The organism is Nonomuraea zeae, from assembly GCF_005889725.1.
In the GTDB taxonomy this organism is placed as follows: Bacteria; Actinomycetota; Actinomycetes; order Streptosporangiales; family Streptosporangiaceae; genus Nonomuraea; species Nonomuraea zeae.
In genome coordinates, this window is sequence record NZ_VCKX01000235.1 from 1 (window position 1) to 19,769 (window position 19,769).

Here is a 19,769-nt window from a genome sequence, read left to right on the forward strand (position 1 = left end):
CCTCCCCGATGGACCCCGCCCACATCGGCGCGCCCCCGAGCGAGGACCAGGGTCCCCGTCCCGGCTCGAACCTGAACCGCGACCCCTCCGACCCCGACCGCCCGTTCGTGACCGCCGGCCAGATCAGCGGGTCGCGCACCCCGCCGCCCGAGCGCCAGCAGGAGCTCTGGAACACCGTCTTCGGCGACAACTACCAGTCCATGGGCGAGCACGACCCCCTGGACGACGACGAGGAGCGCGGCAAGCCCATCTGGATCTACGCGCTCGGCGGCACCGTGGTGATCGCCCTGGTGGGCGCGCTGCTGTGGGCGTTCCTGGCGGGTCCGCTGGCGAGCGAGGAGCCGTCGAACGCCAGCCTGGCCGGCGAGAAGGCCACCGCCTCGCAGACGCCGAGCAGCACCAAGACCGGCACCTCGATCGGCCCGCTGCCGAAGTACGCCGGCAAGGCCGCCCCCGTGCTGGGCAGGGTGCCGGACGCCGACGCCGGGATCTCGGTCCCGCGCCTGGGCGGCACCTGGCAGCTCGACCAGCGCGCCACGGTCAAGGCCACGTACGGCTTCGACACCCGCCAGTACGTCCAGGTCGAGCAGGACAAGTTCGCCCAGCTCCTGTCGGGCCCGCTGTCGCCGAGACTGGCCTCCTACTACGAGCAGGACAACCTGGAGCCGGTCATCAAGCAGGTGGTGCTCTCCGCCCGCAAGCGCTTCTTCCCGGCGGACAACAAGGTACGCAAGATCGCCCAGCAGCCCATCAAGGTGGGCGACTCCACCGGCCGGCTGATCGCGTACTCGCTGACGTCGGACACCGAGAAGGCGACGATCGTGACGATCGCCGTCAACACCGGCGCGGACGTCCCGGCCATCGTCTACATGTCGATCCCGTCGGAGAGCAAGCAGCTCATGCCCGACATCCGTACGGTGATGAACCAGATCAGGCTCAACTCGCAGTCCTGATCGCGTGGCCGGCCGGCCCCAGCGCGAGATCGCCGGGTCCGGCAGGCCGTTCTACCGTGATCCGGTGGCCGAACGGCCGTCGTCCGGGCCGAAGAGCCGCTGGACATCGCCGAACAGGTCGCCCAGGCCGAGGCTCGCACTCACGTCCGCCATCAGCGCGGACTTCGCCTCGGCCGCGGCCTGCTCGGCCGCGCGGATCGCCACGAGCACCGCGTCGCCGAGAGTGACACCGTCGTGCCGCCGCTTGCTCAGCCGGCTGATGTCGATGGTAAGCAGGCTTCCCGCGCCGTTCACGGTCGCCGTGATCCCGCCCTTGTCCGCCTTGCCGGTGAACTCCCGCGCGGCCAGCTGCTCCGCCGCCGCCTGGCTGTCTGCCTGAGTCGCTGACAGCCGCTCCAGCCGCTCCAGCTGCTCTGTGAGCCTCCGCAGCCGGTCCGTCTCATCCATGCCCGGCCTCCCGCAGCATCGCGTCGAGGTCACGCGCGGACGGATGGCCCCGCGCGCCGGGCTGCGGCCGGCCGCCGCCGTTCAGCCTGCCCAACACCTCGGTCAGCTCCTCCGCCGCGGCCTCGCGCGCGGCTCCGACCGCCTCCAGCACGGCCTGGCTCAGCTCCACGTGGTCGAGGTCGCGCATCGCCCGGGCACCGATGCGCACGTCCAGGAGCCGCGCGGAGCCCGACACCGTGGCCGTCACCTGACCGGTGCGGTCGGCGCCGGTCACCCTCCGCTCCTCCGCCTCGCGCGCTTCGCCGGCGAAAGCGTCGGCCATCCGCCCGACCTCGCGCAGCATCTCCGGGAGCCGCGCGTCGGCAGCGTCATCGTGCTTCATGACGTGGCTTCCTTGGTGATGGGCTCCCAGAGGCCGACGTCGTAACCCGGCGGTTGGAGATGCAGTTTCTCCTGCCCGACGGAGAAGAGCCCCTCAAGCTCGAAGATCTTGTGGCCGAGGGTCTCCAGCTTGCCGTCGAGCGACTTGACCTTGCCGACGAACTCCTGCAGCAAGGCCGCCAGCAGCCCGAGGAACGCGACGGCGGCCAGCCCCAGAGTGAGCTTGCCACCCGGCGTCGCACTGAACGGCAGGAGGGTCTTGTAGGCGGTGCCGGCCGACACCAGCAGCGTGACCAGCTTCACGTCGTACTCCGTGACATCCCACGCCAGGCTGCTCATGAGGCCGCTCATCTCCGTGGCGACGCGGCCGAGCTCGTCGAACATGCCGATCAACTCGAACCGGAGATAGCGCTGGACCGTCTCGGAAGCGTGCCCCTCCCAGTACGGCGAGATCTGGCTGAAGTAGCTGATCCACACGTCCCAGGCGCTGAGCTTGAGATCGCCCAGCATCTCGTTCCACATGCTCCGATCGCTGAAATACCTCTGGGGATCGGCCGCGTTCCCGATGGCGGCGAGGACCAGCGCACCGCCGGCGATGGTCAGGCCGGACACGGTCACCATCGCGTGGGCCGGCCGGCCGTGCGTCTGGATCAGCTTCCGCACCCTCTGGAAGAACGCCGAATCGACCTTGACCTGGCTGGTCGCGGCGTTGGTCGCGGCGTTGGTAGTGGCGTTGGTCGCGGCCTGCTTGGCCGCCAGCCGCTCCACGCGGTTCGTGGAGTACCGCAGGGTCTGACTCCGGTGGGGCGGTTTGCCCGAGGAGGTCGGCATCTAGGGCGCCCTTCAGAGCTTGATCTTGTTGATGGCCGCCTTGGCGCCCTCGTCGACGTCGCGATATCTCTTCGCCACCCCGATGAGCTTCGGCCCGTCGTCCTTGAGCACCTGCTCCAGGAGTCCCGCGGCCGAGGTCCATTCCCCGATGTAGCCGTTGAGCCGGTCGAGAAAGGGACTGATGATGCGCGGGGTGTCGAACCACCCCCAGTCTTCGACGACGGGCACCTTGGCCTTGACCTTGTGCACAGTCTCCGCGGCCTCGAGCATCACGTCGGCGAACGCGATGATCTTGTCGGTCCTCGCCGCGTAGCCATCCGTGCCATCGGGAATGGGCTCGACCGGCGGCGCGACGGGAACGTCATCGCCGGGACCGGGCACGAGAGGGCCCGGTGAGCGGCCCAGCCTGTCCGCCGGCAGGCACGGGCGGATCCGGCACGGGGGATTGTGCGGGCATCCCGGCAGATTCGACGAGGAGGGGCTCTCGGCCGAAGGGCCGGCTGACGGAGTCGCCGAGCCGGAGTCACCGGGAGAGGGCGTCGCCGAGCCGGAATCGCTGGGAGACGGTGAGCCGCTCGGCGATGAGCTGGGCGTCCCAGAGCCGCTTGGTGAAGGGCTTTCCGATAAGTCAGAGGATGTCGGGCGCGCGGAATTGCCGTCGGACACTGGACGTACCTTTCCCTGTGCTCAGCAGATGGGCGAGGGGAGATACGACGACCGTGCTCCGACTCGATGCCTGGAGCCCGCCAATAGCGGGCGGGACCACAATCTAATGGACGATCATCATCGGCGTCCACGCCGACGTCATCCGATGTTCACCCGGGATCGGCTAGAACGTGCACTCCATGTGCTTGATGCCGTTGATGAAGCTGGAGTGCAGGCGGTCCGGGCGGCCGGCCTCGATCTGCGGCACGCGGCGCAGCAGTTCGCGGAACATCACCGTGATCTCCCGCCGGGCCAGGTGCGCGCCGAGGCAGAAGTGCGGGCCGGGGCCGCCGTAGCCGACGTGCGGGTTGGGGTGGCGGCCGATGTCGAAGCGGTACGGGTCGGCGAACACGGCCTCGTCCCTGTTCGCCGCCCAGTAGAACAGGACCACCTTCTCGCCCTTGCGGTAGAGGTGCCCGTTCATCTCGTGGTCCCTGGTGACCTTGCGGCGCATGAAGTTCACCGGCGAGGCCAGCCGGACGATCTCCTCCACGGCCCCCGGCGCGCGCCCGTCGATGTCCTCCAGCCAGCGGGCGCGCTGGTCCGGGTTCTTGGTGAGCAGGCGCAGCCCGTAGGAGATGGCGTTGCGGGTGGTCTCGTTGCCGGCCACCACCAGCAGGATGAAGAACGACCCCAGCTCCTGCATCGTCAGGCGCTCGCCGTCGATGTTGGCGTTGACCAGGGACGAGGTCAGGTCGTTCGTGGGGTTCTCGGCGCGGTGGGCGGCCAGGTCCTGGACCAGCTGCTGCAGCTCCATCCCGGCGTTGAGCAGTCGCTCGGCGATCTGGTCGACGTCGCCGCCGGTGTATTCGGGGTCGAAGCCGCCGAGGATCTGGTTCGAGCGTTCGAAGACGAACTGGTAGTCCCGCTCGGGGATGCCCATCATGTCGCAGATGATCTTCAGGGGCAGCCGCGCGGCGACGTCGGTGACGAAGTCGACGCCGGACCCCTTGGCCAGGAGGTCGTCCACGATGTTGCCGGCCGCCGTCTCCACGTCGGCCTCGAACTGCTTGATCATCTTGGGCGTGAACGCGCGGGAGACGATCCTGCGCAACCTGGCGTGCCGGGGGTCGTCCATGTTGATCATCGAGCCGAAGTACTCGGTGAACTCCGGCGGCATGTCCGGGATGTTCGTCGCCCCGCCGTCGCCCGAGCAGAAGACCTCGGGATTGCGGCTGGCTTCGAGGATGTCGGCGTGCTTGACCAGCGCGTAGTAGCCCGGGCCCTTGGGAGCGAAGGAGACCTCCATCTCCTCGAAGAAGGCCGGGGCCTCGCGCGCGCGGAGCCGATCGAACGCCGCCTCACGCTCGGTCATGCTCTTGGCCCAGAAGTCACTGTCCGACAGGTCGAAGTCGAGGACGCTCATGAGGCCATCATTGGAAAAGCAGCCACTTACGTCAATAGATATGACGTACACCGTACGTACGACCGCGGAAATAATGCGTCGCTCCCGGCGTCCGGGGCCAGTAGGGTCGTCGCCGTGACGTACTACTTCTTCCTCCGCTAGCGACCCGCCGGCGGGTCGCGGACGACCCCACCGCCGGCGATGCGGGACGGCTGAGCAACCGCCGTCCCGGGTCGCGACGTGGGAGAAGGACACGTGCATACCTTTGCCGTGGCCAGGGCGGTGCATGGCATCGAGCCCCTGGTGGCCACGGAGATTCGACGTTCCAGGCTGGGCGTGGTGCGCGGGATGCGCCATCGCGAGGTGTGGTTCGAGACCTCGTCACCTGAGACGGCCCTGCTGAGCCTGCGCACGGCCGACGACGTGCTGCTGGCCGCCGCCGTGGTGGACGGGATCGGCCACGACCGCTCGGCGCTGCGCCGGCTCGCCCGGGCGGCGCGCGAGGTGGACGCGAGCCACCTCGGCGCGCGCGGGCGCGACACCGGCCGGCGGGCCGGGGGCGGCGGCGGGCTGGAGGTGTCGGCGTCGTTCGTCGGGCGGCGCAACTACACCAGGTTCGAGGTCGAGGACGCGGTGGGGGCAGAGCTGGCCCGGCCGCCGCGGCTGCCGTACCACTCCAGGCGGGACGGCCGGCGGCCCCCGGAAGGGGCGATGTCGTGGCGGGTGACGATCGAGGGCGACCAGGCGGTCATCGCGCTCCGGCTGGCCGATCGGCCGCTGCACCGCCGGCCGTACAAGCTGGCCTCGATCCGGGGCACGCTGCACCCGCCGGTGGCCGCCGCGATGGCGGAGCTGGCCCGGCTCGGGAACGCGAGCACGGTGCTCGACCCGTGCTGCGGCGCTGGGACCACCCTGATCGAGGCGGGCGCGGCGGTCCGGGCCGGTGCGGGAAGCGGGCGCCCGTCGCCGGTCCGGCTGCTCGGCTTCGACCACGATCCGGCCGCGCTCCGCGCCGCCGCCGCCAACGCCCGTGGCGCTCCCGGAGCGGGCCGGGCGTCGTTCGCGTGGGCCGTGGCCGACGGCGGGCGGATCCCGATGGGCGGCGAGCACGCCGACCGTGTGCTGGTGAACCCGCCCTGGGGACGGCAGGTGCCCCCGGCGGGCCTGCTCGCCGGTGACCTCGGCCTGCTGTGGCGGGAGGTACGCCGGGTGCTGGCCCGCGACGGCCTGGCCGTGGCGCTGGTCCACGACGGGATCCCGGCCGGCTTCGCCGTGGAGGAGGCCGTCCGGGTGAGCCTGTCGGGACAGCACCCGCTGATCGCGGTGCTCAGCGGACGCCGCCCCTGGCGCCCCTGAGCCACGCGAAGTCCCGCGCCCGCCAGGAAGTGCTCTGGGAGGCGAAGGGCCCAGCCTCAGGAGGCCGGGCCGAGCCAGTCCAGGATGAGCCGGTTGACCTCGGCGGGCCGTTCGAGGTGGAGGAAGTGCCCGGCCCCCGCCACCAGCTCCGTCCGCGAGCCGGGCGGCAGGTGGCCGGCCGCGTCCTTGGCCAGCTCGGGGCCCAGGCAGCCGTCCTGGGCCCCATGCAGGTACAGGACGGGGCCCGGCTCAGGCTCGACCGCGGGGTAGCGGCCGGAGCTCGGCGTGGTGCCGAGCATGGCCCGGTAGTAGCCGATGGCGGCGCTCAGGTTGGCCGGCTCGCCGATGCTGCGCCGGACGAACTCCAGGTCCTCGGCGGCGTCGTACCCGGGCGACCAGTCGCGCCAGAGTCCCTCGATGAAGCCGGGAGTCGCGGCGGCGGTCTCGGCCACGGCGGTCTGGAACAGGAAGATGTAGAAGGAGCGCTTGAGCTGCTCGTAGTCGAGGAAGGCGGTGGCGAGCGCGCCCGGCGGCGGCACCGCGAGCGTCACCGCCCGCCGGAAGCGCCCGGCCGTCTGGTAGACGGGGAACGCGCCCCAGTCGTGACCGACGACGACCGCGCTCTCGTCGCCGCCGAGCTCCTCGTACAGGGCGCGCACGTCGGCGACGAGCGCGGCGTCCTCGTACGCGCCGTCGGCGGGGACCTCGGTGGGCGCGTAACCGCGCATGAACGGCGCGACCGCGCGGTAGCCTCGCTCGGCCAGCGCGGGCATCAGGTGCCGCCAGGTGTGCGCGGTGTCGGGGAAGCCGTGCAGGCACAGCGCCAGCGGCCCCTCACCCATCGCTAGATACGCGAACTCCACCCCGTTGGCGTGGATAGTCCTGATCTCCATGACTGCGAAACCTAGCATTCGGCCCCGCCTCAGGAGTACCACTACGCGAGGTCGCGGGCCGGGCTCAGAAGGTGTAGCGCAGGTGCTTGATGCCGTTGATGAAGTTGGACAGCAGGAAGTCGGGCTCGCCCGCCGCCCTGATCCCGGGCAGCCGGGTGAACAGCTCGCGGAACATCACCGTCATCTCCCTGCGCGCGAGGTGGGCGCCCAGGCAGTAGTGCGGCCCCGGGCCGCCGAAGCCGACGTGCGGGTTGGGGTCGCGGGTGATGTCGAACACGTCGGGGTCGGTGAAGACCGACTCGTCGCGGTTGGCCGAGTTGTAGAAGAGCAGCACCTTGTCGCCCTGCTTGTACGCGGTCCCGTTCAGCTCGTGATCGCGCGTGAGCGTGCGGCGGAACTGGATCACCGGGGTGGCGTACCGGACGATCTCGTCGCACGCCTTGACGATGTGGCCGTCGAAGTCGCTCAGCAGCAACTCGCGCTGCTCCGGATGGTCGGTGAAGAGCTTGAGCCCGTACGCGATGGCGTTGCGGGTCGTCTCGCTGCCCGCCACCACCAGCAGGATGAAGAACGAGCCGAGCTCCTGCGAGGTGAGCCGCTCCTCGCCGTTGACCAGCAGGCTCACCAGGTCGCCCGTGGGCCGCTTGCGCCGCTCGTCGCCCAGGCGGGCGGCCAGCCGGTTGAGCGAGAACCCGGCGTGCAGCAGCTTGACCAGGCCGCGGGCGACGTTGACCCGGCTGAAGTCGGGGTCGATGCCGGTGTACTCGCGGTCGGCGTTGCCGAGGATGACGTTCGTCCGCCGCAGCACCAGGTCATGGAGTCTGGCCGGGATCCCCATCATGTCGCAGATGACGCGTACGGGGAGCCGGGCGGCCACCTGGGCCACGAAGTCGCCCGGCCCCTCCTCGATCGCCCGGTCCACGATCTCCGCAGCGGCCGTGGCCAGATCCTCCTCCATCTTCGACAGGACGCGCGGCGTGAACGCCCTGGAGACGATCCTGCGCAGCCGGGCGTGTCTCGGGTCGTCCATATTGATCATGGAGCCGAAGTACACGCTCAGCCAGCGCGGCATGTCGGGGATGCTGTTGGAGCACGGCTCGCTGCTGAAGACGGCCGCGTTCCTGCTGGCCTCGGTCACGTCGGCGTGGCGTACGAGGGCGTAGTAGCCGGGACCGCCGCCGACGAACGGGACGGTCTGCTCCCGCACGAACGCCGGCCGGTCCAGGCCCCGCAGCTTGCGGAAGGCCTCCATGCGCTCGGCCTGCGGCAGTCCCCAGAACGGGATCTGCGACAGATCCAGATCCACGGGCAGCGTCATACCACAAAGCCTTGTGCAAGTGACCACTTACGTCAAGAGGCGGCTACTTGCGCTTCTTGACCAGATCCGCTCCCTTTTCTCCGATCATGATGGCGGGGGCGTGGGTGTGGCCGCGGTTCAGCGTCGGCATGATCGACACGTCCACGACCCTGAGCCCTTCGACGCCGCGTACCCGCAGCGACGGGTCCACCACCGAGGCGTCGTCGGTCCCCATCCGGCAGGTGCCGACGGGGTGGTAGAGGGTCTCGCCGCGCTCGCGCACCCACTGGGCGAGCTCCTCGTCGCTGTCCGGCGCCCAGTACGGCGCCATCGGCCCGCCCGCGTACGCCTTCATCGCGGCGGTGGCGAAGACCTGCTTGGCCGCCTTCAGCCCCGCGACCATGCGCTTGACGTCGGCCTCCGCCGTCAGGTAGCCCGGGTCGATGACCGTCTCCCTGCCGCTGAGCCCGACCCTGCCCCGGCTCTCCGGCTGCAGCAGCACGACGCCCACGGTGAGCCCGTGGCCGGTCGGCGGGGTGAGCCCGTGGTCGATGAACGGCCCGGGAGCGAAGATCAGCTCGATGTCGGGCGCGGGCTCCTCGGCCGAGGTCTTGATGAACGCGACCGCCTCGCCCACGTTGGTGGTCAGCATGCCGGAGCGCAGGACGATGTAGCGCAGCAGGTTGCCGATCGACTCGGCCTTGGTCAGCGTCACCGGCTGCTTGCACTCCACGAACACGCCGGAGGACAGGTGGTCCTGGAGGTTCTTGCCGACCTCGGGCAGCTCGTGCACGATCGCGATCCCGGCGTCGCGCAGCTCGTCGGGCGCGCCCACGCCGGAGCGCATGAGCAGATAGGGCGAGCCGATCGCGCCCGCCGACAGGATGACCTCGTTGCGCGCCTTGATTAACGCGCCGCCGCCGTGCTCGATGCCGACGGCTCGCTTGCCCTCGAACACCACCCGGTCGACCGTCGCGCCGGTGATCACTTCGAGGTTGGGCCGCCCGGTCGCCGGGCGCAGGTAGGCGTCGGCCGAGCTCCACCGGCGGCCTCGGTTCTGGGTGACGGGCGTGGGGCTGTAGCCCTCGTTTGAGCGGCCGTTCAGCTCCCCGAGCCGGGTGTAGCCGAGCTCCTCGCACGCCTTGAGGAAGGCGGCGGTGGTGACGTTGGGGCTGCGCAGCTCGGAGATGTAGAGCGGGCCGGAGGTGCCGTAGACGCCGCCCTCGTTGGTGCCGACGCGGTTCTCGGCCTTGGTGAAGTACGGCAGCACGTCGTCGTAGGCCCAGCCGGGGATGTCCCACTGGTCGTAGTCGCGCGCGCAGCCGCGGACCCACATCTGGGCGTTGAGCGAGGACGACCCGCCGATCACCCGGCCGCGCGGCCAGTAGAGCTCGCGGCCGGACATCTCGCTCTGTTTCGCGGTGGTGTAGTTCCAGTCGTAGTCGGTCTTGAAGAGCTTGGCGAAGCCGGCGGGCATGCGGATCTCGAGCTTGTCGTCCTGCCCGCCCGCCTCGACCAGCGCCACCGTCACGCCTGGGTCCGCCGAGAGCCTGTTGGCGAGCACGCATCCCGCGGATCCCGCGCCGACGATCACGTAGTCGTACTCCATGACCCCTCCTGGGGTAAGTAATCTGGTACTTGCTTACTCCAGACGGCGCGACACGTCCATATGCGGCCGTGGCCGGCGAAGTGCGCGCAATCGCATGGGCCGCGTGATCGCCCGAGCAGGCGCCGGCCGATCAGCGGGCGGAGCTGGCCTCTTCTTACCGGATTCAGCGGATCGCGGGCCGGCCGCGTCACAAGTCTGTGGCCTGCCGGGCGCGGAGTGCCCGGAGCTTGTGGCGGTTGCCGCAGCGCTCCATCGCGCACCAGCGCCGCGCGCCGGGGCGGGAGGTGTCGACGAACACCAGCGGGCAGTCGTCGCTCGCGCACTCGCGGATGCGCGCGGCGAGCGGCCCGGACAGCAGCTCGATCATCTCCCGCGCCATCGCCGACAGCGCCTGCGCCGCCCGCACCGGCGACGCCCATCCCGCGCTCGCGCCGTCGGCGGCGAGCTCGGGGACCAGCGGCGCCGCGGCCGCGGCCCGGTTGATGGCGGCGATCGTCCCGGCGGGGATGGGCCGCCGCGCGGCCTGGTCGTGCGCCGCGTCCCAGATCGCCTGGCGGAGGGCCTTGGCCTCGGCCAGCTCGCGGGCCGTCACGGGAACCGTCATCACCGCGGCCAGCGGCGGCTCGGCCAGCCATCCGGCCAGGTCGGCAGGCTCGTGGAGGGTCTCGAACACCGCGTACCGGCCCTCGCCGCCGGTGTGGGCGAAGTCCAGGCAGAGGGCGCCGGCGTCGAACCGGAACGACCCGCCCTTGGGGTCGTTCAGCACCCGGCCGGTTGCGTTCACGCGCATGTAACTACTATAACTGGTGTCGTAGATGAAACCAGTTTAAGTGGTTTCTTCATCGGAGGAGGCAGCACATGGGTGTCCGGCACATCAACCCCGAAGGGCTCCATCGCAGCCCGGCGTTCAGCCAGGCCGTCGTGGTCGAGCAGCCGGCCAAGACGATCTACATCGGCGGGCAGAACGGCGTCGGCTCCGACGGCAAGGTCGTCGGCCCCACGGTCGGGGAGCAGGCCAGGCAGGTGTTCCGCAACCTCACGACCATCCTGGAGAGCGAGGGTGCGAGCCTGGCGAACATCGTGCACTGGCGCATCGCCGTGGTGGCCGGCCACACGTTCGACGAGGGCGTGGCCGCCTTCCAGGAGGTGTGGAACCGGGCCGACCCACCGCCGGCGATCACGGTCCACTCCGTGGCCGGCCTGGGCCCCGGGTACCTCGTCGAGATCGACGCCGTCGCCGTCGTGTGACCGCCGCCGGGGTGCGGAGATTGCCCCCTACCGGTCGGTCTGCCCGCCTGCGAAGATGGCGCCCAAGCCGGTCTAGAGGAGGAAGGGCGTCATGCTCAATCTGTCGATCGTCCTGGAGGACAGCGCCAGGAACACCCCGGACGGCACCGCCATCGTCTTCGGCGACATGCGGCTGCCGTACTCCATGATCGACACGGTCGCCAACCAGGTGGCGAACCTGCTGGTGGCGCGGGGCATCGGCAAGGGCGACAAGGTCGCGCTGGCGTGCCCGAACCTGCCGTACTTCCCCTTCGTCTATTACGGCATCCTGAAGGCCGGCGCGACGGTGGTGCCGCTCAACGTGCTGCTGCAGTCGCGTGAGATCGCCTACCACCTCGACGACAGTGACGCCAAGGCGCTGTTCTGCTTCGAGGGCACGCCCGAGCTGCCGCTGGGCGAGCGCGGCAAGGCGGGCTTCGAGGCCGCCGCCGGCTGCGAGCACTTCTTCGTGCTGCCCGCCACGCCGCTCGCCACCGAGTCCGGGTACGGCGAGTCGATCTGGGCCGCGCTGGGCGGGATGGCCGCCGAGTTCGAGACCGTCCAGACCGCGCCCGACGACACCGCGGTGATCCTCTACACCTCCGGCACCACGGGACAGCCCAAGGGCGCCGAGCTCAGCCACCAGAACATGCTGCTGAACGCCATGGTCAGCGACAAGATGTTCCCCCGCTCCGACGAGGGGGACACCTACCTGGCCGTGCTGCCGCTGTTCCACTCCTTCGGCCAGACCGTGGTCATGAACACCGGCTTCCTGCGCGGCGCGACGGTCGTCCTGATGCCGCGCTTCGAGCCCGGCGAGGCGCTCGAGCTCATGGTCCGCGAGAGCGTCTCGTTCTTCGCCGGGGTGCCGACGATGTACTGGGGCATGCTGACCAAGATCCACGCGGAGGGCGCGGAGGTGCCGAGCAAGCTCCGGGTCGCCGTGGCGGGCGGCGCGTCGTCGCCGGTGGAGGTGCTGAAGGACTTCGAGCAGACGTTCGGCATCGGCATCCTGGAGGGGTACGGGCTGTCGGAGACCTCGCCGGTGGCCAGCTTCAACCAGCTCGGCCGCCCGACCAAGCCCGGCACGATCGGCACCCCGATCTGGGGCGTGGAGATGAAGCTGATCGACGGCGACTGGAAGACCGTCGAGGGCGAGGGGCCCGGCGAGATCGCGATCCGCGGCCACAACATCATGAAGGGCTACTACGGCCGGGCCGAGGCGACGGCGGAGGTCATGCGCGACGGCTGGTTCCGTACCGGGGACATCGCGACCCGTGACGCGGACGGCTACTACTCCATCATCGACCGCGCCAAGGACATGATCATCCGGGGTGGGTTCAACGTCTATCCGCGCGAGCTCGAAGAGGTCCTCATGACGCACGAGGGCGTGTCGCTGGCCGCCGTGGTGGGGGTCGCGCACGAGTCGCACGGCGAGGAGATCAAGGCGTACATCATCAGGACGCCCGGCTCGGCGGTCTCCGAGGACGAGCTGATCGCCTGGGCCAAGGAGAACATGGCGGCCTACAAGTACCCCCGCCTCGTCGAGTTCCGCGACGCCCTGCCGATGACGGCCACGGGCAAGATCCTCAAGCGCGAGCTCCGATAGCAGGGTGCTCGCACTCTTCGACCTCGACAACACGCTCATCGACCGGCTGGGCGCCTTCCGCCGCTGGGCCGCCGAGTTCGCGGCGGAGCGCGGGCTGGGCGAGCAGGAGGTGTCCTGGCTGGTGAGCACGGACGCGGACGGGTCCGTGCCCATGGACACCTTCTTCACCCTGGTACGCGACCGGTACGCGCCGGCCGAGCCGGCCGGTGAGCTGTGGCGGGGCTTCCGGGCCAGGCTGCCGCACCTGGTCTCGTGCCGGGCCGAGGTGCTGGCCGGGCTCGACCGCCTGCGGGCGGCCGGCTGGAGGACGGGGATCGTGACGAACGGGATGACCGACAACCAGACGGCCAAGATCGAGCGCACGGGACTGGCCGGGCGGGTGGACGGGTGGGCGATCTCCGACGCCGAGGGGGTGCGCAAACCCGACGTCCGGCTCTTCGAGATCGCCGCCGCGCGGTGCGGCTCCCCCTTGGCCGGCGGCTGGATGGTCGGGGACGACCTGGCGAACGACATCGCGGGCGGGCGGGCCGCCGGGTTGCGGACGATCTGGATCGACAGGGGGCTGACGGCGGGCACGGCCGATCACGTGGTGACCGACGTCCTCGACGCCGTCGACATCCTGATCGAGGTGAATCCCGGCCGGGCCGGACGCTAGCGTGGGCGGATGAAAGATCGTCCGGAGGGATTCGACGAGCGGCTGCTCCTGCCCGCGCTGGGCGAGTGGGGCATCGAGGCCGCCACGCTCGACTACGCGCCGGTCGGGTTCGGGGACTATCACTGGGTCGCCGGCGGGCGGTGGTTCCTCACCGTCGCCGACGTGCGGCGCAGGTCGTTCGACGGGCTGCGGCTGGCCATGGACACGGCGGCGGTCCTGCGCGAGGAGGCGGGGCTGGGGTTCGTCGTGGCCCCGCTGCGCACGCCGGGCGGCGCGACGCTCGTCCGCCTCGACGGCCACAGGTACGCACTGAGCGTCTTCCCGCTCGTGGACGGCCAGGCCGGGGACTTCGGCCAGGAGATCGAGCCCGGGGAACGCGGCCTGCTCATCGACCTGCTGGCCGAGCTGCACCGCACCCCTGCCCCGTTCTCGACCCCCGACCGGCCGCTGGAGCTGGTGGGACGGGCCGGGCTGGAGCAGTCGCTCCTGGACACGCACCGGCCCTGGCTGGGCGGACCCTTCTCCGAGCGCGCCAGAGAGCTGGTCGCCGGTCACGCCGAGGTGCTGCGGCGCAGGTTGCGGGAGTTCGACCGGCGGGCGGAGCGGCCCGGCGAGCCCGTGGTGACGCACGGCGAGCCGCACCCGGGCAACCTGTTGCGGGCCGGCGCGCGGCGGCTGCTGGTCGACTGGGACACGGTGGGGCTCGCCGCGCCCGAGCGCGACCTGTGGCTGGTCGCCAAGGAGCCCGCGGACCTCGCCCGCTACGCCGAGGCCACCGGCCGGACGCCTGACCAGGCCGTGATGGAGCTCTACCGGCTGCGGTGGGCCCTCGATGACGTGGCCGAGTTCGTGCAGTGGTTCCGGTCACCGCACGGGCGCACCCCGGACGCCGAGGAGTCCTGGGACGCGCTCACCGCCACCCTGGAAGGGCTGGCCGCCGAATGACGGGGGGCGTGCGCATGACCGCGGACGACGGGCGGGTGCGCACGACCGAGGTCGCCCCGCGCGCCACGACGGCGGGCGCGGGCGGATGACCGCGACCGACCCGCACGCCACGCATGACGTCGAGGTCCGGGCCGAGGTCGTGATCAAGCGCTATCGCTCCTGGGACCGGCGCGAGCCGCAGCGCGAGTGGACCGCGCTCACCCGCCTGCATTCGGCCGTCCCGGTCGCGCGCCTGCCGGAGCCGGCCGCGTGGACGCCGCGGAAAGCGCTGGCGCACGTACGAGCCCGCGCCGCGCAGGGACCGGACGTGGGCGAGGACCCGCGGGCCGCGAAGGCGTTCGCCGCCGGCACGTCCTGGCTGGCCGGTCCGGACCCCGACCGGCTGGCCGACGACCCGTTCCCGCCCGTGCTCGGCCCGGGTGACAACAACCTCGCCAACTACCTGTGGGACGCCGCCACCGCCGAGGTGCGCATCGTCGACTGGGAGGACTCCGGCGCCGGCGACCGGGCCTTCGAGCTGGCCGACCTCGCCGAGCACATCTCCCGCCTCGACGGCCACCTCGACGCCGACCGGCTCCTGACCCTGCTCGACCTGCCGCCCGCGCAGGCTGCCCGGGTGCGGGGCTTCCGGCGGCTGCTCGCGCTGAGCTGGTTGCTCATGCTCGGCCCGCGAGGGCCGTTCGCCGCCCGCAATCCGCCCGGCACGCTCGGCAGGCAGGCCGAGCGCGTGCTGGAGCTGCTCGGCGGCTGAACGAGAGTCGGATTCGCGCTCGGTACATGCCGATAGTAATCTTACGCTCACGTTGAGCAGTCAGGAGAGGCAAAGGAGGTCGCGTGGGCAGGCACGCCAAACCCCGCAGTCCCCAGGACACGCCGGACGACTCCCAAGAAGGCGCCAACCCGGACGAGGCCCCGGCGAGCCACGGCAAGCACGCCGCAGGCTCCGGCGACGAGAAATAGCGACGGCCGGGAGGCGCCGACGCACCGCGCCTCCCAGCCGTCGCCGGTTCGTCTACGGCCAGTCGACCGAGGGGCGCAGCTGGACGCCCGAGCGGCCCTGCTCGTCGAGCTTGACGCCCAGCACCTGGTGGAGCTGGACCTTGTTGCGCTCGAAGCCCACGATGCAGCCGGCCATGTAAAGGGCCCACACCCGGGCCGTGCCCATGCCGACCTCCTGCACCGCGTCGGTCCAGTTGGCGTCGAGGTTGTCGCACCAGTGGCGCAGGGTCTTGGCGTAGTGCTCGCGCAGGTTCTCCTCGTGGCGGATCTCGAAGCCGAGGTCCTCCATTTGCCGGATCAGCCAGCCCACCGACTCCAGCTCACCGTCGGGGAAGACGTAACGGTTGATGAAACCGCCCTTGTTGAACGTCTTCTCCTTGCCGGTGGGCCGGGTGATGCAGTGGTTGAGAATGCGCCCGCCCGGCCGCAGCTTGCCGTACAGGAACTCGAAGTACGCCGGCACGTTCGCCTTGCCGATGTGCTCCGTCAGGCCGATGGAGCTCACGGCGTCGAAGCCGCTCTCCTTGACGTCGCGGTAGTCCATGAAGCGGACTTCCGCGAGGTCCTGGAGGCCGGCGTCCACGATGGCCTTCTGCGCCCACTCCGCCTGCTGCTTGCTCAGGGTCACGCCGAGCGCCTTGACGCCGTAGTGCTTGGCGGCGTGCATCACCATGCCGCCCCAGCCGCAGCCCACGTCGAGCAGCCGCATGCCGGGCTTGAGGTCCAGCTTGCGGGCCACCAGGTCGAACTTGGCGAACTGGGCCTCCTCCAGCGTCGACTCCTGCGTGGGGTAGACCGCGCAGGTGTAGGCCATGGAGGGGCCGAGCACCCACTCGTAGAAGCGGTTGGAGACGTCGTAGTGGTGGTGGATGGCCTCCGCGTCACGCTGCTTGGCATGACGGGAGCCCAGCCTGGCCAGCGCGCTCTGCCGCATCTCCTGCGGGGGCGGCGGGACACGCATGAGGAGGGGCTTCATGCCCAGCGAGCGGACCGCGGCGAGCTTCTCCGACGCGGTCAGGTCGTTGGTGGTGATGTTCCACATGCGGTCGAGCAGGGTGTACATGTCGCCGTGCACATCGATGTGCCCGGAGATGTACGCCCTGGCCAGCCCCAGCTCTCCAGGAGCCTGTGCCAGATAGGCGACCGCGATCGGGGTCTTGACCTCAAGAGCGAGGTCGGCCCCATCCGGCCCCGCCTTGCTGCCGTCGTAGGCCATGAACGCGATGTTCGCTTCCGTGCCCACGATCTTCTCAAAAATGGTTGCGAGAGCCATCAGCTCACCTTCCCCGTACACACTTTTCGTACAGGTCCAGCAGGCGACCGTTGGAGTCGTATTCCCGCTTGACCGGCCAATAGGCGTCACCGTTGTACAGCTGCCAGAACTGCTCACGGGCGTAGAAGGAAGTCGAGTAGAGCGACTTGTGGCCGTCGAGCTCGTGCACCGAGTTCTCGATCAGCCGGTTGTAGTAGCCGTCGAACTGCCCCCGTGGCAGCGGCACCATTCCCCAGAAACCGAAGTTGACGTAGAGCTTCCCGGGCTCCAGCGGGTAGAGCGGCCAGCGCGTGGAGGCCCGCAGCGGGCACATCCACACGGGCGTCATGCCCACCTTGTCGTGGAAGAACTCCAGGAACTCCGCGCCCCGCTCGACCGGGACCTCGACGTCCTGGATCACCGACTCCTGCACCGGCTGGTCGCGCCACCTGTCGACGCGGGCGGTCACGCCGTATTTCCGGTCGAGCGCCACGAGACGCCGGTAGACGTCGGAGCGCATCCAGCGGCGCGGCATCAGCGAGCGGACCACGGGCTGCTGGACGCCGAAGGCGCGCGAGCACCAGAACCAGTCGGTGTCCCAGCGCCACAGGTAGTCGCGGATGGTCAGCCAGTCGCGGTTGCGCTGCTGGATCGACTGGTAGTAGATGCGCATCCCGGTGTAGTCGGACACGTAGGGCGCGCGCTCGGCGAAGCGGCCGAGCGTGATGTACATCTCGCCCGGCTGGAAGAAGACGCCGTCCACGAAGTCGACGTTCTCGCCGTCGTACACCATGCTGTCGCAGATCTCCTGCATGGCCAGCATGCACTTGGCCGCGTCGGTGAACTTGAGATGCGTCAGATGGACGTACGGCTGCACCTTGCGCAGCTTGATCTGGATGCGCAGCGCGTAGCCGAGCGTGCCGTAGGAGTTGGGGAAGGCCCGGAAGAGCTCGCGATGCTCGTTGTCGTCGCGGGCCACCACGATGCGCCCGTCGCCGGTGAGGATCTCGAGCTCCTCGACCGACTCGTGCGGCAGGCCGTCCCTGAAGCTGGTGGACTCGATGCCGAGCCCCGTCACGGCACCGCCCAGCGTGATCGTCTTGAGCTGCGGCACCACGTAGGGCATGAGGCCGTACGGCAGCGTGGCGTCGACCAGGTGCTCGTACGTAGTCATGCCCTGGACCTGGGCCGTCATGGTCTCCGGGTCGACGCTGATGACCTCGTCGAGGTCCTTGGCCGACAGCTTGGCCGTCCGGCCCTGGTCGCGGAACCTGAACAGGTTGGACGTGGACTTGGCCAGCCGGGGCGCGGCACCGCTCGGCATCTCCGCATACGACTGCCGGATCTGCTCTACTGCCCGCTGGTGTGTCGACATCGTCGTCGTCACGAAAAGCACCCCCTTGAGCTGGTAGAGATCGTCCGTAAGACGGTATCTCCCGCGAGCGACTCGGGCCAGACCGGGGTCGTTAAAGACACGAAAACTGTTCAGCGTGGCAGGTGAAATGCCTATGTGGCAGGCGATTCAGTAAATTTTCTGTTGATCGTTGGTGCTACGCCGTTCAGCACTCCGTGCACCTCGCGGCCCTCGACGGCCGCGGTCAGATTGTCCATGGTGGCGCTGAGCAGGCGGCTCGTCGCCTCCGGCGTGACGCCGGCCACGTGCGGCGACAGCAGGACGTCGGGAAGGTCGCGCAGCGGGTCGGCGGCGGGCAGCGGCTCCTCGTCGAACACGTCGAGCGCCGCCCCGCCGAGATGCCCCGAGCGCAGGGCCTCGACGAGCGCCTGCTGGTCCACGACCCCGCCCCTGGCCGCGTTCACCAGCAGGGCGCCCTGCTTCATCCGGCGGGGGTCGATCAGGCCGCGGGTCTCGTCGGACAGCGCGATCACGACGACCACGACGTCGCTGCCCGACACGAGCGCGTCCAGGTCCTCGAAGCCGGCGTCCTCCCGCGGCGTGCGGGTCCAGTAGGACGCCTGGCAGCCCAGGGCGCGGAACATCGCCACGCAGTTCGCGCCGATCTGCCCGTAGCCGACCACGCCGACGCGGCGCCCGCGCAGCTCGCGCGGCTGCAGGCCCTGCTGGGGCCACTCCCCCGCGCGTACGGCCGCATCGGCGGCCCCCAGCTTGCGCGACAGCGACAGGGTGGCGGCCAGGCACCACTCGGAGACCGCCACCGCGCTGACCCCCGGCGTGTTGGCCAGCGGCACCCCGGCGGCGGCCAGGGCGTCGAGGTCGTGGCCGTCCACGCCCACGGACGGCTGCTGCACGAAGGCGAGCAGCGGCGCCGACTTGACCGCCTCGGCGTCCAGCGCCAGCGTGCCCGTCCAGTCGCCGAGCACGATCTCCGCCTCCGGCAGCGCGGCGAGCAGTGACTCCCTGTCGCGGGCCGCGGGCACGCGCACCCGCACCCGGTCGCCGAGCGGGGCGAGCAGGCGGCGCATCAGCTCCTCGGGGAGCGGGGGCAGGGCGAGCAGGTTCCAGGGACTCATGCCCCCACAGTAAAGCTGCTGATCACCTGCCGCATAAGCCCTCTGTTCCTGAGCCACTGGGCCTCGGTGGCCGTCCACGACAGGATGTAGGCGGTGTCGCCGATGGCCACGGCCCTGCGGACCTCGCGGTAGCGGGTGCCCGGCGTGACCCACGGCGTGTCGCCCGCGGCGCCCGCGGTCCAGGTGAACTCCCACTCCACGGCCTTCGTGCCCTGGTGCACGACGGTCCGGCGGGAGCGGTTGACGACGCTCTCGGCGTTCTGCCGGACCGTCTCCTCCGCGTCGCGCATGATCTGGTTCGGGTCGAGGTTGGAGTAGAGGGCCTCCACGCCGAGGTGGGCGCTCCTGTCGCGGCGCGTCCACTCGGTGTACGCCTCGCCGAGCGCGCCCCGCCAGCCCGTCGGCCGCATGATCGACCAGCCGTCACGCGACTTCCACACGCGCAGGGCGGGGACGACCCTGCTCACGCTGGGCGTCGGGGTGGGCGTCGCGGTCGTGCTGGGCGTGGGCGTGGCGCTCACCGGCAGCGGGCTGGTGGCCGCGGCCGGCTGCGTGCTGCTGCGCGGGGCGCCCTCCGCCGGGGAGGAGAGGCGGAAGTAGGCGACATTTCTCTTATACACATCTAAAAAAAAAGATTACAACAAAGACGGCAACAAATTAGATCTGTACGGTAAAGTAGACGGCCTGCACTATTTCTCTGACAACAAAGATGTAGATGGCGAACAGACCTACATGC

Annotated in this window: 21 protein-coding genes and 1 pseudogene; 9 read left to right on the forward strand and 13 right to left on the reverse strand. The window is 70.3% G+C overall.

Annotated features, from left to right (window positions below):
• Positions 1–953: hypothetical protein (locus ETD85_RS63780; protein WP_170247194.1), on the forward strand; the 953-nt coding region annotated here is incomplete at its 5' end.
• Positions 954–1,004: 51 nt separating this feature from the next.
• Here the strand turns inward: ETD85_RS63780 and ETD85_RS46030 are convergent.
• The 5 genes from ETD85_RS46030 to ETD85_RS46050 all read right to left on the reverse strand — a co-directional run bounded on the left by ETD85_RS46030 (position 1,005) and on the right by ETD85_RS46050 (position 4,683).
• Positions 1,005–1,400 carry a YbaB/EbfC family nucleoid-associated protein gene (locus ETD85_RS46030; protein ID WP_138696173.1) on the reverse strand — a complete coding sequence of 132 codons (396 nt, stop codon included), beginning with the start codon at positions 1,398–1,400 and terminating at the stop codon, positions 1,005–1,007.
• Positions 1,393–1,782: a YbaB/EbfC family nucleoid-associated protein gene (locus ETD85_RS46035; RefSeq protein WP_138696174.1), complete on the reverse strand. Its 390-nt coding sequence runs from the start codon at positions 1,780–1,782 to the stop codon at positions 1,393–1,395. Before ETD85_RS46035 ends, ETD85_RS46030 begins: the two co-directional genes overlap by 8 nt.
• Positions 1,779–2,612, reverse strand: coding sequence for a hypothetical protein (locus ETD85_RS46040; protein ID WP_138696175.1), 834 nt, complete (start codon positions 2,610–2,612; stop codon positions 1,779–1,781). The genes ETD85_RS46035 and ETD85_RS46040 overlap by 4 nt, the downstream gene beginning before the upstream one ends.
• 12 nt (positions 2,613–2,624) lie before the next feature.
• Positions 2,625–2,993: a hypothetical protein gene (locus ETD85_RS46045; protein ID WP_138696176.1), complete on the reverse strand. Its 369-nt coding sequence runs from the start codon at positions 2,991–2,993 to the stop codon at positions 2,625–2,627.
• Positions 2,994–3,441: 448 nt separating this feature from the next.
• Entirely contained in the window at positions 3,442–4,683 is a 1,242-nt protein-coding gene (locus ETD85_RS46050) for a cytochrome P450 (protein ID WP_138696177.1), read from the reverse strand.
• Between the two features lie 234 nt (positions 4,684–4,917).
• On the opposite strand from ETD85_RS46050, the gene ETD85_RS46055 reads away from it, so the two are divergent.
• Positions 4,918–6,018, forward strand: coding sequence for a TRM11 family methyltransferase (locus tag ETD85_RS46055; RefSeq protein ID WP_206059298.1), 1,101 nt, complete (start codon positions 4,918–4,920; stop codon positions 6,016–6,018).
• 56 nt (positions 6,019–6,074) lie between these two features.
• On the opposite strand, the gene ETD85_RS46060 is transcribed toward ETD85_RS46055, so the two are convergent.
• From ETD85_RS46060 to ETD85_RS46075, 4 genes are all read right to left on the reverse strand, one after another.
• Complete coding sequence (locus ETD85_RS46060) at positions 6,075–6,911, reverse strand: alpha/beta fold hydrolase (protein ID WP_138696178.1); 837 nt, start codon at positions 6,909–6,911, stop codon at positions 6,075–6,077.
• Between the two features lie 64 nt (positions 6,912–6,975).
• Positions 6,976–8,229, reverse strand: coding sequence for a cytochrome P450 (locus ETD85_RS46065; protein ID WP_138696179.1), 1,254 nt, complete (start codon positions 8,227–8,229; stop codon positions 6,976–6,978).
• A 43-nt stretch (positions 8,230–8,272) separates the two neighbouring features.
• Positions 8,273–9,817 carry a GMC family oxidoreductase gene (locus ETD85_RS46070; protein ID WP_138696180.1) on the reverse strand — a complete coding sequence of 515 codons (1,545 nt, stop codon included), beginning with the start codon at positions 9,815–9,817 and terminating at the stop codon, positions 8,273–8,275.
• A gap of 187 nt (positions 9,818–10,004) precedes the next feature.
• The gene (locus tag ETD85_RS46075) at positions 10,005–10,607 is read right to left on the reverse strand and encodes a CGNR zinc finger domain-containing protein (RefSeq protein ID WP_170247195.1); all 603 of its coding nucleotides are present in this window, start codon (positions 10,605–10,607) and stop codon (positions 10,005–10,007) included.
• 68 nt (positions 10,608–10,675) lie between these two features.
• On the opposite strand from ETD85_RS46075, the gene ETD85_RS46080 reads away from it, so the two are divergent.
• The 5 genes from ETD85_RS46080 to ETD85_RS46100 all read left to right on the forward strand — a co-directional run bounded on the left by ETD85_RS46080 (position 10,676) and on the right by ETD85_RS46100 (position 15,043).
• Positions 10,676–11,065 carry a RidA family protein gene (locus ETD85_RS46080; protein ID WP_138696181.1) on the forward strand — a complete coding sequence of 130 codons (390 nt, stop codon included), beginning with the start codon at positions 10,676–10,678 and terminating at the stop codon, positions 11,063–11,065.
• A gap of 91 nt (positions 11,066–11,156) precedes the next feature.
• Entirely contained in the window at positions 11,157–12,692 is a 1,536-nt protein-coding gene (locus tag ETD85_RS46085) for a long-chain-fatty-acid--CoA ligase (RefSeq protein ID WP_138696182.1), read from the forward strand.
• Between the two features lie 4 nt (positions 12,693–12,696).
• Positions 12,697–13,347 carry an HAD family hydrolase gene (locus tag ETD85_RS46090; protein WP_138696183.1) on the forward strand — a complete coding sequence of 217 codons (651 nt, stop codon included), beginning with the start codon at positions 12,697–12,699 and terminating at the stop codon, positions 13,345–13,347.
• A gap of 9 nt (positions 13,348–13,356) precedes the next feature.
• Positions 13,357–14,292 (forward strand): phosphotransferase, encoded by a 936-nt coding sequence (locus ETD85_RS46095; RefSeq protein ID WP_206059299.1) that lies wholly within the window; start codon positions 13,357–13,359, stop codon positions 14,290–14,292.
• Between the two features lie 85 nt (positions 14,293–14,377).
• Positions 14,378–15,043 carry a phosphotransferase family protein gene (locus ETD85_RS46100; RefSeq protein WP_170247196.1) on the forward strand — a complete coding sequence of 222 codons (666 nt, stop codon included), beginning with the start codon at positions 14,378–14,380 and terminating at the stop codon, positions 15,041–15,043.
• 261 nt (positions 15,044–15,304) lie between these two features.
• On the opposite strand, the gene ETD85_RS46105 is transcribed toward ETD85_RS46100, so the two are convergent.
• The 4 genes from ETD85_RS46105 to ETD85_RS46120 all read right to left on the reverse strand — a co-directional run bounded on the left by ETD85_RS46105 (position 15,305) and on the right by ETD85_RS46120 (position 19,443).
• Positions 15,305–16,564: an SAM-dependent methyltransferase gene (locus ETD85_RS46105; RefSeq protein WP_138696185.1), complete on the reverse strand. Its 1,260-nt coding sequence runs from the start codon at positions 16,562–16,564 to the stop codon at positions 15,305–15,307.
• A 4-nt stretch (positions 16,565–16,568) separates the two neighbouring features.
• The gene (locus ETD85_RS46110; protein WP_138696192.1) at positions 16,569–17,918 is read right to left on the reverse strand and encodes an FAD-binding oxidoreductase; all 1,350 of its coding nucleotides are present in this window, start codon (positions 17,916–17,918) and stop codon (positions 16,569–16,571) included.
• A gap of 131 nt (positions 17,919–18,049) precedes the next feature.
• A complete protein-coding gene (locus ETD85_RS46115) occupies positions 18,050–19,033 on the reverse strand; it encodes an NAD(P)-dependent oxidoreductase (RefSeq protein ID WP_138696186.1) in 984 nt (327 codons plus the stop codon).
• Entirely contained in the window at positions 19,030–19,443 is a 414-nt protein-coding gene (locus tag ETD85_RS46120; protein ID WP_138696187.1) for a hypothetical protein, read from the reverse strand. Before ETD85_RS46120 ends, ETD85_RS46115 begins: the two co-directional genes overlap by 4 nt.
• Between ETD85_RS46120 and ETD85_RS46125 the strand changes: the two genes are divergently transcribed.
• Both ETD85_RS46125 and ETD85_RS46130 read left to right on the forward strand, forming a co-directional pair.
• On the forward strand, positions 19,442–19,633 hold the full coding sequence (locus tag ETD85_RS46125; protein WP_138696188.1) for a hypothetical protein: 192 nt from the start codon (positions 19,442–19,444) through the stop codon (positions 19,631–19,633). The genes ETD85_RS46120 and ETD85_RS46125 overlap by 2 nt on opposite strands.
• 36 nt (positions 19,634–19,669) lie before the next feature.
• A pseudogene (locus tag ETD85_RS46130) lies at positions 19,670–19,769 on the forward strand (porin); the annotation flags it as partial.

Bases quoted from the DNA above. Each gene is read 5' to 3' on its own strand.
- ETD85_RS46030 (WP_138696173.1), bottom strand. From the start codon at position 1,400: ATGGATGAGACGGACCGGCTGCGGAGGCTCACAGAGCAGCTGGAGCGG.
- ETD85_RS46035 (WP_138696174.1), bottom strand. From the start codon at position 1,782: ATGAAGCACGATGACGCTGCCGACGCGCGGCTCCCGGAGATGCTGCGC.
- ETD85_RS46040 (WP_138696175.1), bottom strand. From the start codon at position 2,612: ATGCCGACCTCCTCGGGCAAACCGCCCCACCGGAGTCAGACCCTGCGG.
- ETD85_RS46050 (WP_138696177.1), bottom strand. From the start codon at position 4,683: ATGAGCGTCCTCGACTTCGACCTGTCGGACAGTGACTTCTGGGCCAAG.
- ETD85_RS46060 (WP_138696178.1), bottom strand. From the start codon at position 6,911: ATGGAGATCAGGACTATCCACGCCAACGGGGTGGAGTTCGCGTATCTA.
- ETD85_RS46065 (WP_138696179.1), bottom strand. From the start codon at position 8,229: ATGACGCTGCCCGTGGATCTGGATCTGTCGCAGATCCCGTTCTGGGGA.
- ETD85_RS46070 (WP_138696180.1), bottom strand. From the start codon at position 9,817: ATGGAGTACGACTACGTGATCGTCGGCGCGGGATCCGCGGGATGCGTG.
- ETD85_RS46075 (WP_170247195.1), bottom strand. From the start codon at position 10,607: ATGCGCGTGAACGCAACCGGCCGGGTGCTGAACGACCCCAAGGGCGGG.
- ETD85_RS46080 (WP_138696181.1), top strand. From the start codon at position 10,676: ATGGGTGTCCGGCACATCAACCCCGAAGGGCTCCATCGCAGCCCGGCG.
- ETD85_RS46085 (WP_138696182.1), top strand. From the start codon at position 11,157: ATGCTCAATCTGTCGATCGTCCTGGAGGACAGCGCCAGGAACACCCCG.
- ETD85_RS46095 (WP_206059299.1), top strand. From the start codon at position 13,357: ATGAAAGATCGTCCGGAGGGATTCGACGAGCGGCTGCTCCTGCCCGCG.
- ETD85_RS46100 (WP_170247196.1), top strand. From the start codon at position 14,378: ATGACCGCGACCGACCCGCACGCCACGCATGACGTCGAGGTCCGGGCC.
- ETD85_RS46105 (WP_138696185.1), bottom strand. From the start codon at position 16,564: ATGGCTCTCGCAACCATTTTTGAGAAGATCGTGGGCACGGAAGCGAAC.
- ETD85_RS46110 (WP_138696192.1), bottom strand. From the start codon at position 17,918: ATGTCGACACACCAGCGGGCAGTAGAGCAGATCCGGCAGTCGTATGCG.
- ETD85_RS46115 (WP_138696186.1), bottom strand. From the start codon at position 19,033: ATGAGTCCCTGGAACCTGCTCGCCCTGCCCCCGCTCCCCGAGGAGCTG.
- ETD85_RS46125 (WP_138696188.1), top strand. From the start codon at position 19,442: ATGATCGACCAGCCGTCACGCGACTTCCACACGCGCAGGGCGGGGACG.
- ETD85_RS46120 (WP_138696187.1), bottom strand. From the start codon at position 19,443: ATGCGGCCGACGGGCTGGCGGGGCGCGCTCGGCGAGGCGTACACCGAG.